The organism is Fibrobacter sp. UWB5, assembly GCF_002210295.1.
GTDB lineage: Bacteria > Fibrobacterota > Fibrobacteria > Fibrobacterales > Fibrobacteraceae > Fibrobacter.
The window spans coordinates 1-11265 of the sequence record NZ_MWQH01000014.1 but is presented as its reverse complement, the minus strand read 5'-3'; the positions used below and the strand labels follow the sequence as shown (position 1 = coordinate 11265).

General features: G+C 49.4%; 14 protein-coding genes and 1 pseudogene. 9 read left to right on the top strand and 6 right to left on the bottom strand.

Going from position 1 to position 11265, the window contains the following annotated elements; translation table 11 throughout:
- Window positions 1-2 precede the first annotated feature (2 nt).
- Entirely contained in the window at window positions 3-299 is a 297-nt protein-coding gene (locus B7989_RS13590) for an STAS domain-containing protein (protein ID WP_088629007.1), read from the top strand.
- Window positions 300-453: 154 nt separating this feature from the next.
- Window positions 454-1914: an adenosylhomocysteinase gene (gene ahcY, locus B7989_RS13585; RefSeq protein ID WP_088629006.1), complete on the top strand. Its 1461-nt coding sequence runs from the start codon at window positions 454-456 to the stop codon at window positions 1912-1914.
- A gap of 83 nt (window positions 1915-1997) precedes the next feature.
- Here ahcY and B7989_RS13580 read toward each other — a convergent pair whose 3' ends face one another.
- The gene (locus tag B7989_RS13580) at window positions 1998-2219 is read right to left on the bottom strand and encodes a hypothetical protein (protein WP_088629005.1); all 222 of its coding nucleotides are present in this window, start codon (window positions 2217-2219) and stop codon (window positions 1998-2000) included.
- 49 nt (window positions 2220-2268) lie between these two features.
- Here B7989_RS13580 and B7989_RS13575 point away from each other — a divergent pair, with 49 nt between their 5' ends.
- Window positions 2269-3360: a polysaccharide lyase gene (locus B7989_RS13575; RefSeq protein ID WP_233144435.1), complete on the top strand. Its 1092-nt coding sequence runs from the start codon at window positions 2269-2271 to the stop codon at window positions 3358-3360.
- Between the two features lie 43 nt (window positions 3361-3403).
- Here the strand turns inward: B7989_RS13575 and B7989_RS13570 are convergent, their stop codons facing one another.
- The 4 genes from B7989_RS13570 to B7989_RS13555 all read right to left on the bottom strand — a co-directional run bounded on the left by B7989_RS13570 (window position 3404) and on the right by B7989_RS13555 (window position 6166).
- The gene (locus tag B7989_RS13570; RefSeq protein WP_088629004.1) at window positions 3404-3724 is read right to left on the bottom strand and encodes a winged helix-turn-helix transcriptional regulator; all 321 of its coding nucleotides are present in this window, start codon (window positions 3722-3724) and stop codon (window positions 3404-3406) included.
- The gene (locus tag B7989_RS13565; protein WP_198959566.1) at window positions 3700-3987 is read right to left on the bottom strand and encodes a helix-turn-helix domain-containing protein; all 288 of its coding nucleotides are present in this window, start codon (window positions 3985-3987) and stop codon (window positions 3700-3702) included. The genes B7989_RS13570 and B7989_RS13565 overlap by 25 nt, the downstream gene beginning before the upstream one ends.
- Before the next feature lie 650 nt (window positions 3988-4637).
- Window positions 4638-4997 (bottom strand): hypothetical protein, encoded by a 360-nt coding sequence (locus tag B7989_RS13560; protein WP_088629003.1) that lies wholly within the window; start codon window positions 4995-4997, stop codon window positions 4638-4640.
- A 38-nt stretch (window positions 4998-5035) separates the two neighbouring features.
- On the bottom strand, window positions 5036-6166 hold the full coding sequence (locus B7989_RS13555; protein ID WP_088629002.1) for a YhcG family protein: 1131 nt from the start codon (window positions 6164-6166) through the stop codon (window positions 5036-5038).
- Between the two features lie 363 nt (window positions 6167-6529).
- Between B7989_RS13555 and B7989_RS13550 the strand changes: the two genes are divergently transcribed.
- From B7989_RS13550 to B7989_RS13525, 6 genes are all read left to right on the top strand, one after another.
- On the top strand, window positions 6530-7585 hold the full coding sequence (locus tag B7989_RS13550) for an ImmA/IrrE family metallo-endopeptidase (protein ID WP_088629001.1): 1056 nt from the start codon (window positions 6530-6532) through the stop codon (window positions 7583-7585).
- Window positions 7582-8097, top strand: a complete 516-nt coding sequence (locus B7989_RS13545) for a hypothetical protein (RefSeq protein ID WP_088629000.1) — start codon at window positions 7582-7584, stop codon at window positions 8095-8097. The genes B7989_RS13550 and B7989_RS13545 overlap by 4 nt, the downstream gene beginning before the upstream one ends.
- Before the next feature lie 178 nt (window positions 8098-8275).
- The gene (locus tag B7989_RS13540) at window positions 8276-9073 is read left to right on the top strand and encodes a hypothetical protein (protein ID WP_088628999.1); all 798 of its coding nucleotides are present in this window, start codon (window positions 8276-8278) and stop codon (window positions 9071-9073) included.
- 44 nt (window positions 9074-9117) lie between these two features.
- On the top strand, window positions 9118-9303 hold the full coding sequence (locus B7989_RS13535) for a hypothetical protein (protein ID WP_088628998.1): 186 nt from the start codon (window positions 9118-9120) through the stop codon (window positions 9301-9303).
- Between the two features lie 65 nt (window positions 9304-9368).
- Complete coding sequence (locus B7989_RS13530; protein ID WP_198959565.1) at window positions 9369-10388, top strand: Fic family protein; 1020 nt, start codon at window positions 9369-9371, stop codon at window positions 10386-10388.
- 94 nt (window positions 10389-10482) lie between these two features.
- Window positions 10483-10740, top strand: coding sequence for a hypothetical protein (locus tag B7989_RS13525; protein WP_088628997.1), 258 nt, complete (start codon window positions 10483-10485; stop codon window positions 10738-10740).
- Window positions 10741-10905: 165 nt separating this feature from the next.
- On the opposite strand, the pseudogene B7989_RS13520 reads toward B7989_RS13525, so the two are convergent.
- Window positions 10906-11205 (bottom strand): annotated as a pseudogene (locus B7989_RS13520) (protein NO VEIN domain-containing protein); the annotation flags it as partial.
- Window positions 11206-11265 lie beyond the last annotated feature (60 nt).

Genomic DNA, 11265 nt, shown 5'->3' with positions numbered 1-11265 from the left:
ATATGCAGATTAACAAGACAATCGAAAACGATAAATTGACCGTCGCACTCGAAGGTCGCTTGGATACTCTGACCGCCCCGCAGCTCGATGCCGAAATCCAAGGCAAGCTCGATGGCGTGAAGTCGTTGGTGTTTGACTTCAAGAAGCTTGACTACATCTCTTCTGCAGGCCTGCGCATTCTGCTGATGGCACAGAAGGTCATGAACAAGCAGGGCACCATGGTCGTAAAGAACGCTAGCTCCGAAATCAAGGAAATTTTCGAAGTGACCGGTTTCTGCGACATCCTGACTATCGAATAGCTTATTCGAGGCGTTCAAGCGCGCAAGACTTACCCCCGACCCCTGGTCGGGGATTTTTTATTGCCGGGTAGGGTTGACGCCTTTTATGCATATAACTATATTTATGCATAAAAGAAACATGGGGCGCAAAATTTGTGCCAAAGGATATAATAACATGGAATACAAAATTAAGGACATTAACCTTGCGATCGAAGGCCGCAAGGAACTCGACTTGGCCGAAACTGAAATGCCGGGCCTGATGGCTCTCCGCAAGGAATATGCAGGCAAGAAACCGCTCGCTGGCGCCCGCATTATGGGTAGCCTCCACATGACCGTGCAGACCGCCATCCTCATCGAAACGCTGGTGGACCTCGGTGCCGACGTGCGCTGGGTCAGCTGCAACATCTTCAGCACGCAGGACAACGCTGCCGCCGCCGTGGTGGTGGGCAAGAAGGGCACCGTGGAAAATCCGCAGGGCGTGCCTGTATTCGCCTGGAAGGGTGAATCCTTGGAAGACTACTGGGAAAACACCGCCCGCGCCCTCGTGTGGCCCGACGGCAAGACCCCGGACCTGATCGTGGACGACGGTGGCGACGCTACCATGCTCGTGACCTGCGGCGCCGAATTCGAAGACGCCGGCAAGGTGCCTGAATTCAACCCGGCTACCGACAGCGAAGAATGGGGCGTGTTCCTCGCCACCTGCAAGAAGATTTTCGAAAAGGATCCGAAGCAGTGGACCCGCGCCCGCGAAGCTTTGAAGGGCGTTTCCGAAGAAACGACTACCGGCGTGCATCGCCTTTACCAGATGGCCCAGGCTGGCCGTCTGAAGTTCCCGGCAATCAACGTGAACGATTCCGTGACCAAGTCCAAGTTCGACAACCTCTACGGCTGCCGCCACTCCTTGATCGACGGCATCAACCGCGCCACCGACGTGATGATGGCCGGTAAGATTGCTGTGGTTTGCGGCTACGGCGACGTGGGTAAGGGCTGCGCCCAGTCCCTGCGTGGTCAGGGCGCTCGCGTGATCATCACCGAAATCGACCCGATTTGCGCTCTGCAGGCTGCTATGGAAGGCTACGAAGTCAAGACCCTCGACGAAGTCGTGAGCTACGCCGACATCTTCGTGACCACCACCGGTAACACCGGCATCATTAGCGCCGCTCAGATGGAAAAGATGAAGAACCGCGCTATCGTGGGCAACATCGGTCACTTCGACAACGAAATTGACATGGCCGGCCTCAAGAAGATTCCGGGCATCAAGCGCAACGAAATCAAGCCGCAGTACGACGAATGGATTTTTGCCGACGGCCACAGCATCCTTATCCTCGCTGAAGGCCGCTTGCTGAACCTCGGCTGCGCTACTGGTCACCCGAGCTTCGTGATGAGTGCCTCCTTCACGAACCAGACCATCGCACAGATCGACCTCTGGCTCAACGCGCAGGGCAAGCAGACCGTCGCCGGCATCAAGTACGAAAGCGGCGTCGTCTATACGCTCCCGAAGATCCTCGACGAAAAGGTCGCACGCCTCCACCTCGAAAAGCTCGGCGTCCACCTGACGACCCTCACCAAGGCCCAGGCCGACTACATCGGCGTACCTGTGGAAGGCCCGTACAAGGCTGATCACTACCGTTATTAATCGGTATCGCGCGCAAGCAGGCTGCAAGCGCCACAAAATTCAAAATCCCCCGGCACTTGCCGAGGGATTTTTTCATTTAAACATTACCTATTCCAGCCGTTATGCCCTTCGCCGTAATAAAGCGCGGCATCTTCGGGCCCGAAATCATCTACCTCGGAATCACGCGGCGAAAGCCACCCGCGCATCTTGCGAATGCGGGCCTTGCGTTCTTCGGCAGCGCGGTCTGCTGAAGTTCGGGCAGCAGGTGCCGCGGCAACGGGAGTCGCGCCCACTTCATTGTGCTTTTCGTCAAGTGAATCGGCCATACATTAAAAAGATAGTTTAATACCAGCCAAAAAAGATTATTTTAAAAGCATGAGTATGAAAATCCACCACACCTTCGTCGCGGCACTCGCTGTCGCGCTTATGCAAGCGTCCGCCTTCGCGCAGACTGCGTCCGACACCGTCTCGTTCGTGAACTTCGAGAACCGCGATGTCGGCGTGTACGGCAATGCAGAGGCCAAGGAAGACTTCAAGCGCAACGACTACGACAAAAGTTGGTGGTACGCCATGGACAAGAACAATGGCGAAAACTCCAAGATCGTTTACGACGGCGAGGAACACGGCAACGTACTGCAGCTCAAGTACCCCAAGGGCTGCGTAGGCCCGAATGACAACGACACGCCCGCCTGCGCCGCGCAAATCATCCAACCCCTTGTAAAGACCGCCGACACCATGTGGAGCGCCTACGACATATTCTTCGAAGACGGATTCGAGTTCCAGCTCGGCGGAAAGCTCCCCGGCCTATGCGGCGGCAAGTGCTACACCGGCAACGCCATGCCCGAAACCGGCGACGGCTGGAGCGCACGCATCATGTGGCGCAAAGACGGCAACGCCGTACAACTCATCTACTTTATGGGGCAAGAGTCCGTATACGGTGACGATTTCAAGTGGAATCTGAACGGCACCATCCCGCAAAAGGTGTTCACCACCGGCACCTGGCACCGCATTGTAAACAAAGTAAGTATGAATACCATCGCCTCTCCCGGCAACGGCGACAAGAACGGCCGCGTACAAACCTGGCTTGACGGCGAACTCGTATTGGACGTGGATACCCTCAGGCTCCGCGACTACGACACCGTGAAGGTCGACAAGTTCTACCTCTCCACATTCCACGGCGGAAGCAGCGCCGAATGGGCCCCCACCCACGACTGCTTTATACGCTACGACAACTTCACCGTATCTACCGATTCCATCGCCGTGACGGCAAGCGCGACCACTGCGGACTCAAGCGTCCGCGATACCAGCGACGTTGAGCGAATTTGGGCGCAGACACAAAACCGCGCCACAATTGTCCCTGTTGAAACCTACAGAATTGACGGCACCCTCGTCGGCCGCAAAAACACCCACCCCGACGCCACCACGCACCAGCTCAAGAACGGGAAACGGGTGAAAGTCGGGAGGTAGGGGTTATTCCAACTCCCCATTCAACTTGTTGGGTTCAACAGGTCTAAGACTTCTCCTTTTCTTCATTAACTATCCATGATCCCTGTTTATTATTGCCAACACGGCTAACGGCCCCCATTTTTTGCAAAGCTCTCATATTCTTATTTATATGTACAAGAGAAATGGATATGCACTTGGACATTTCCCTTTGCGTTATTGCTGGTTTTTCACGCAATACATTAATAATTTTTTGCTGAATCTCACTGAATTTACTGTTAACCCTATTGTTAACCCCATTGTTAACCCTATTGTTAACCTCTTCATTTCGAGGCTCTCCCACATAATCATTCAGCGATACTGTTATTCTAAACACATCGTCTTCCATAGAGTCGGATTATTCGCAACATTGATGATGTTCTTGATCATATCGATAGCCGCATTTTCTGGAACGCCCTCAACTTTACCATTATCAAGGACCCCGAGATAAATATCGCCACCGAAACGATTTAAGAAAGCACACACAGACTCATAAACATCGTCGCCAACACGACCGCCAGCGCGCTTGAATTCTACAGCGACAGTTTCTCCGATTGCAAGAACGTTTTTAAGTTTCATTGAAACTGTTTGTCGTAAGATTTCACTTGCCATAGGGCCTCCTGCATTTATTGTTTCAACTAGGAACGCCCTCGCATTACGGCAAAGCCAAATAAAGCAAAAGCGCATCATTCCTTTCTAGGGAATGACGCGCTGGGATGTAATGTACCTAATATTCAGAAAACTGGCAAGAGGCCTAACGAAATTTTACAGAGCGCTTCAACTACTTCGCGTAGGTATGTTTTTTTTCTTTTATAATCGACACTATTTCTTTTTGACGGTCGTTCAATACATGTTCAGGCACTTGTTCGGGTCAAGGCCGTTTTATCCTATCACTTATCCTATCATTTATCCTGTCGTTTATCCTATCACCCAACTTATTACCTAACCCATCACCCAACCGAAATCACATTTCATTTGCGGACGAACTTTTCGACCGCAAAATTTCGGCCTTTTATTGTATCATTTATTGTGTCTTTATTGTGTCATCCACACGGAATTTTTGGCCACTTTTTGGGCCATTTTTTAGGCCACATTTCTGTTTCATCCGAAACTTCAGGTGATTTCATAACTACAACATCCCCGCAGGGTTCCACCCTCTCTTGAATTCTATCCGCTCACTTTCGATACGCTGCCTGTTCAACAGGGTCTCGACATCTATAGGCATTGACATAATAATCTCCTTCAGTTCACAATTGGGTAATCTACCCCTCCCTTTTTTTCAACTTCAATTTGTTTATAATCTTAGATACCTCCAACACCACATCCGTGTACTTTGACTTTTTCGTGTCGAAGCAAAGGTCTTTATCTACGTCAATGAATCTTATGCAATTTCCTCCGGGGAATCGCAAAGAATATGACACCCCCTTATATGTACTGCATATCTCTTCAAAGAATTCTACAATCTTGCGAGATTCATCTTTTTCTTTTTGCAACGGCGTAAAAATTCGCTCTATTTTATCGTATAATTTTTGTTCTTCTTCAGTAAAGCCGCTTTCACCATCAGCATATTGTCCCCAGTAATACATCATTTCAACTTCTTGTTCTGTAAATGTATAGTTCATTTTTTCCTCGTTTTTATGATTAAACTTAATTTCGGGTTTTACATAACTTCCAAGAGCAATTTTTCGTCGGGCATGACGGCTTTCAGTTTTTCCGGCATAACCTTATAGGTCGCAACACCCATGGGCTGGTTGTAATCTTGCAACAGATACTCAACAAATGACTTGTCCGCACCCTTACACAGAATAATGCCGATGACCGGATTTTCGTTTGCCTTCCGTTCGTCGTCGTTCAGCACACGCATATATGCCGAGAGCTGTCCGAGATACGCAGGCTTGAACTCCCCCTTCTTTAATTCCACAACGACAAGACTCTGCAACTCGCGATTATAGAAGAGCAGATCAACCCACATATCGTGATCAAGTTTTTCGATATGGATTTGATGACCGACGTACGTGAAATCCTTTCCAAACGTCAAAATAAAGTTCTTGACATTCTGGACAATGGAATTTTCGACAACGCGCTCGTCAATATCCTGGGGATTACGCTCGTCAAGTTCTTCCACATTGACAAAGTCAAGCAAGTATTCGTCCTTGAACATCGAGATTGCCTTTTGCGCATGGAGCGTTTTGGGCAAGGTTAATGCGAAATTATTGGGGAGTTGCCCTTGGTGGTGATACAAATCCGCCTTGAGGTAATCGCGCAGAGCGTACTTGTCCCAATGGTTTATGAGTGCCTGATGAATGTAGAAAGCACGCTCTTCCAAAGTGGAGGTCTTCAGAAGGATTTCCATATGGTGAGTAAAACTCAGCTCTAGAAATTCGGTGAAGTCCAAATCGTTCGCCAATGGCGAACGATTTAGATTAAGAAGCGCAAAAATCGGTATTTTTGCCGATTTTTCGCTATTTTCGACATTTTCTAATTCGTCAGCCATTGGCTGGCGATTTAAAACAGGGAGCCATCGCTCAAAGAATATCCTCATTTTTTTGATGTTAGATGCCGAAAATCCTCGCAATCCAGGCAATTCCCGCCGAAGTTGAGCACTTATTGTATCTATCGCCCCTGTACCCCAGGTTCCCTTGCGGGAATTTTCGGAAACGAACTTGCCTATCGCATAGTATAGCGATAGCATCTGCTTGTTGGCCGCCCGAGCCGTCTCCAACTGGCTTTCGAGAATAGCAGACTTTATCTGCTGAACAGCATCGTTATAAAAAGGACTTATTTTTTCCATTATAGCCTCCAAGTGGCCGCAATTTGCAACCGGTTGATGTTAGAGGCGTTCTTGCAAAACCGAAAAGCCGGTTAAAACAAAAACGCACCTCGCCTTAAAACAGCGAGATGCGTCGGGCGTTAATGTACCTAAAATCGACAGATGTGGCAAGGGTTAGGAAAAAATTTTACAAAGCAGACCATTTGGTTGTCACCAACAAAATGGTCCTCAAGTAAGTATCGCCTGCATTATATCCATAGGTTTTATTGTAGCGTTTTTTTTGTAGCATTTATTGTAGTGTTATTGTCGCCTTTGCAGTCGGATATATAGTCGGGTTTACAAAATCTATAAAAAGATATATATTTGTAAACAACGGGAGACTTTATGGCAGACCTTTCCATTTTCTCAGCTAGACTCAAAAACGCCCGAATTATGAAAGGGCTCTCTATGGACGAACTTTGTACGGCCATGGGGAATGTCGTCTCAAAGATGGCGATTTCAAAGTACGAGAACGGCCAGCTCGCACCGAATAGTGGCATTATTATCGCACTATCCAAGGCGCTGGGCCTGCCCATTGACTACTTTTTCAGGCCCTTTACGGTGCAGGTAGATTCCGTGAGGTTCCGCAAGAAAAGCTCGCTCCCGCAGAAAAAGGAAAACAGCCTCCGCGAAACCATCGCCGACCTGATGGAACGCTACATCAACATCGAGGAAATCTGCAGCAGCTCTGCCGCGAAACACCACATTCCCCAAATCAAGGCCAACTCCGCCGAAGACGTTAAAATGGCCGCAGCGGTAGTCCGCAAGGAATGGAAGCTCGGCCTGGCAGGCATCGTGAATGTAATCGACCTGCTCGAAAACCACGGCGTGAAAGTCATCGAGATTGACGCCCCGGAATCCTTTGACGGCATGAGTAGTTTGGTCAACGAAAAATTCCACGTCGTCATTTTGAACAGGACGTTCTCTGTCGAGCGCAAACGCTTTACCGCGCTTCACGAACTCGGGCACCTCGTGCTTCGCTTCCCCAAGCCCATCGACAAAAAGCAGGAAGAATCTTTCTGCCACTTGTTCGCAAGCGAAATGCTGGTCCCGGAACCCGAACTCAAGCGGATCCTCGGCAAGGCCCGCAAGGACATCTCGTACCAGGAACTGAGAGCCATCCAGCTCGGCTACGGAATCTCTTGCGATGCAATCATGTACAAGGCGAAGGAATGCGGCATCATCTCGGAACAGCGCTACCGCACCTTCTGCATCCAGAAAAACAAGGCAACGAAATTTAGGGCACTTATCGAAAAGTCGCTGTACCACTACGAAGAATCCACCCGTTTCGTGAGCCTGGTCTATAAGGCGCTGAGCAAGGAACTCATCACCATATCCAAGGCGGCAAACCTGTTGCACCTGGACATCGAACAAGTCCGTAGGGATCTCGCACTGGTATGATTGAAGAACGGATTGTCATCAGTGATGCAAACGTCATAATTGACTTACTTTCAGTTCAATTGCTGGAAGCGTTCTTTGCCCTACCCTGCGAAATTTTTACGACCGACTTCGTAATCAGTGAAATAGAGAGACCGGAACAACAGAAAATTATTCAGAAGTTTATCAAGGCAAAAAAGTTGGGCGTCGCCTCGTTTGATTTCGACGAGTTTAGCGAAATTCTGCTTCTGCAGTCTAACAGCAAAAACAACACATCCATTGCGGATTGTTCAGTTTGGTACTATGCTAAAAAGGTCGATGGGCGACTTTTGACGGGTGACGGCAAACTTCGCTCCGCCGCAGAAAAAGACAACGTGAAGGTTTCTGGCGTTCTCTACCTGTTTGACAATTTCGTTGAATATGGATTATTGTCTGCGTTGGAAGCAGCGGAGAATCTTGAAGCCCTGATGACTTTGAACATGCGTTTGCCTAAGGCTGAATGCGAGACGCGTATTGCGAAGTGGAAAAGGAAATAAGACCGTTATCACCCAACTTATTGCCCAACTCATCACCCAACCGCCATCATTCTTTATTGGACATTTTATTGGACATTTCTGTTTCATTGAACGATTAATGTCGGAATAAATTTTCCTCCCTATATGTCATTATTTGTCGCAGTTGGAGATTATATTTCATATAGATAAGGAGGTCATCATGGGCATAAAAGTCATCCACGTGGACAGAGAAAACTTCAGGACGATCTACAAACTGCAGGTTTACGAAATCGTCGGCCTTTCAACGCCCAAGTACCGCCTCGACGAAGACGGGCGCCCCAAAGATTACCGCAACAAGCCCGGATTCTGCATATTCGGGACAGACGCCGGCTACTTCGAGACGCTCGCCGAAGCCGAGAAGCACATCAAGCGGATTGCCGCCCAAGGCGACTGGGACCTCTACGGCTTTGTCGTCAGCGAACGGCCGCTCGGCCACATTATCTCGGGCATGAGGGACATATCCACCAGGCGCTACCTGAAAGACGGCACCCTCTGGCAAGTAAGCAGCACCTCGGGCGTATGCCGTTGCGACGGGAAGAACATGGAACTGGGCGACACCGGCTTTTACGGCAGGGATCCCGAAACCATCCGCTTCAAGGAAGGCGACATCGTGGAAATTGCGAACGATGAATTCGTGGAACTCGCAATCGTCTGGCAGACGCCCGCCACCAAGGAGCAAATGAAACCCATCTGGGATGCACTCGGCGGAGCAACCGGCGAAAAATTCCCGGACAACTACCCGGACATACTCGACGACCGCTATGTCGTTGCCATCCTCAACCCCTTAGACGCAGACGTCTTCTGCATCAGAACCGACATACCCCCCACAGTCGACGTGCTGCCGCCCTCGCAGCCCGTATCCAAGACACTCGCCGCAAAGCTCCGCAAGGCGCTCCGGCAAACCAAGAAAGAGGAATGCCCCGAGAATTATGTCCCGAAAGTAGAGGACTTCATCTAACGCAATTGAGTATATTAGAATCCAGACGCCAAGGAGATCTCGCGATGACTCAAAAACTCTGGAACAAATGCAAGAAGTGCGGCTGCGACAAGCCCGAAGACACCGAGAAGCTTTGCGAACAATGCAAGGCAAAACGGCGGCAATTCTGGAGCGACCTCAAGAAGGTCGGCGGCGTAGCCGCTGGCGCCCTCCTGGTGGTATTTGCTGGCGGGAAATTGAGGAAGAAATAAAGCATTCTACTTGACCGGCAACGGCGCATAATATATATTTAAAATGTCGGAATAATGTCGGTTTAATGTCGGATAAGATGTCCATGAAAATGTCGGATAAATATGAGCCGCCCTTTACGCTCAACACGGCGATAGTCAACCTTGCAGCAGAGATTGCGGCCAAGGTCGAACGGTTTGCCATCCGTTTGGAACAGCCGGATAGTCTGCGCCTGCGCAGGGTCAACCAGATTCAAAGCATCCACAGTTCCCTGGCGATAGAAGGCAACATGCTTTCCGAAGATCAGGTATCCGACATCATCGAAGGCAAGCGGATTATGGCCCCTGCACGCGAAATCCTGGAAGTGAAGAACGCCTTGCGGACATACGAACTGTACCCTTCGCTGAACGCGTTTTCTGAAAAGGACCTGCTCAAGGCCCATGGCGTAATGATGCAGGGCATGATTCCCGACGCGGGCAAATACAGGAATTGCAATGAAGGCGTATTTAAAGGGAAAAAGTGCGTCCATTTCGCTCCCCCACCGAAAATGGTGCCCATCCTGATGAAGAACCTCTTTTCTTGGCTAAAGAGGAGCAAGATGCATTGGCTGATTCGGTCCTGCATCTTTCACTATGAATTCGAGTTCATCCACCCGTTCCGTGATGGCAACGGACGAATGGGCCGCCTGTGGCAATCCCTTATTCTAGGCAAGTGGAATCCTGTCTTTGCGCACCTGCCCGTCGAGAACCTGGTCTACGCCAACCAACAGGAATACTACAACGCAATTAACGCATCAAGCACGGCCGGCGACTGCAGTATTTTTGTCGAATTCATGCTGGACAAGATTCTGGGAGCACTAAAGGATGTTCAGAATGTTGAAGTCGAGACGCCAGTTGCAGAAACCATCCACTTGACCGCCCGTCAAGAAAAGATTATCGCAGCGCTGAAAAAGAACAACTTCCTTACCGAAAAGGAATTGGCAGAAAAGTTTGCCGTCACCCCAAGGACGATTGAACGTGATCTAGCGAAGTTGCAGCAGTACGGAACGCTTGAACGAGTCGGTTCAAAAAGAGACGGTCGCTGGATTGTCAAAGCCCTCCCGTTCTAACGGGCGTTCCCCCACTTCGTGGGGTCGGGCACATCGGCGAGAAACACACGGCAAACAGAATCCGCACCACCAGAACTACGGGCACATCCAAGCGTTGTGCGAAAAGTTTCCGAAACTGAAGGACAAGTTCATTGACCTGGTGATTTTCGGAAACAACGCGAAGATGGGCGACAAAATTCCCGAAGGGACTATTCGCGACAAGGACTTCAAGAAATACTACAGGGCTCTGCCCACAAAACTATACCCGACCGAAATCGAAGCCGTCGCCCGGGAAATCGCCTCGCTCAACGCAGACCGAGCAAGACTCAAGGCGATGCACAAGGAAAAAATCAAGGGGATGAAGAAAAAGTAAAGGGGGAAGCCTCCCCCTGGCTCGCACAGCGCAAGCGCTGTAGCTCACCCCCCCCCCGTCCGTTGCCCAGAGCTTGCCGATGGGGCCTAAGGGCGTTGCCCTTAAGAACCCGAAAAGAAATCTACTCCCTAGAAAAAGTTATTCACGAGATGAAAAAAAAGGATTCTAGTTATTTTCATCTGCGATTTTTGCATAAATGGTAAATTCCTTGTTTTCTATAGAAAATTTTTCATTATTCAATAGGTCCTCACCGTCTTTAAAATGAAAAAGATTCCCGAGATTTTTTGGATTGCCGATAGGTTTTCCTTTATCATCTAACAAAACAAAGATTATTTCATAATTCGAAGCATGCGCATTTGCAAAAGCGAGCTCGTTATTTGTCAAAGAAAAAATTACATCACTATTTCTTGAAGCCTTGACTTCTACATAATGCGTTTTCTTTGATTGGTCCCTGTACTTCAAATCATAACTGGATTTGTAGGTTTTTTAATAGTGGGTTCATGAACGACCATATTCATTACCGGT

Excerpts from the sequence above, each read along its gene's own strand:
- B7989_RS13590 (WP_088629007.1), top strand. The coding sequence starts at position 3 with ATGCAGATTAACAAGACAATCGAAAACGATAAATTGACCGTCGCACTC.
- ahcY (WP_088629006.1), top strand. The coding sequence starts at position 454 with ATGGAATACAAAATTAAGGACATTAACCTTGCGATCGAAGGCCGCAAG.
- B7989_RS13580 (WP_088629005.1), bottom strand. The coding sequence starts at position 2,219 with ATGGCCGATTCACTTGACGAAAAGCACAATGAAGTGGGCGCGACTCCC.
- B7989_RS13575 (WP_233144435.1), top strand. The coding sequence starts at position 2,269 with ATGAGTATGAAAATCCACCACACCTTCGTCGCGGCACTCGCTGTCGCG.
- B7989_RS13570 (WP_088629004.1), bottom strand. The coding sequence starts at position 3,724 with ATGGAAGACGATGTGTTTAGAATAACAGTATCGCTGAATGATTATGTG.
- B7989_RS13565 (WP_198959566.1), bottom strand. The coding sequence starts at position 3,987 with ATGGCAAGTGAAATCTTACGACAAACAGTTTCAATGAAACTTAAAAAC.
- B7989_RS13560 (WP_088629003.1), bottom strand. The coding sequence starts at position 4,997 with ATGAACTATACATTTACAGAACAAGAAGTTGAAATGATGTATTACTGG.
- B7989_RS13555 (WP_088629002.1), bottom strand. The coding sequence starts at position 6,166 with ATGGAAAAAATAAGTCCTTTTTATAACGATGCTGTTCAGCAGATAAAG.
- B7989_RS13550 (WP_088629001.1), top strand. The coding sequence starts at position 6,530 with ATGGCAGACCTTTCCATTTTCTCAGCTAGACTCAAAAACGCCCGAATT.
- B7989_RS13545 (WP_088629000.1), top strand. The coding sequence starts at position 7,582 with ATGATTGAAGAACGGATTGTCATCAGTGATGCAAACGTCATAATTGAC.
- B7989_RS13540 (WP_088628999.1), top strand. The coding sequence starts at position 8,276 with ATGGGCATAAAAGTCATCCACGTGGACAGAGAAAACTTCAGGACGATC.
- B7989_RS13535 (WP_088628998.1), top strand. The coding sequence starts at position 9,118 with ATGACTCAAAAACTCTGGAACAAATGCAAGAAGTGCGGCTGCGACAAG.
- B7989_RS13530 (WP_198959565.1), top strand. The coding sequence starts at position 9,369 with ATGTCGGATAAGATGTCCATGAAAATGTCGGATAAATATGAGCCGCCC.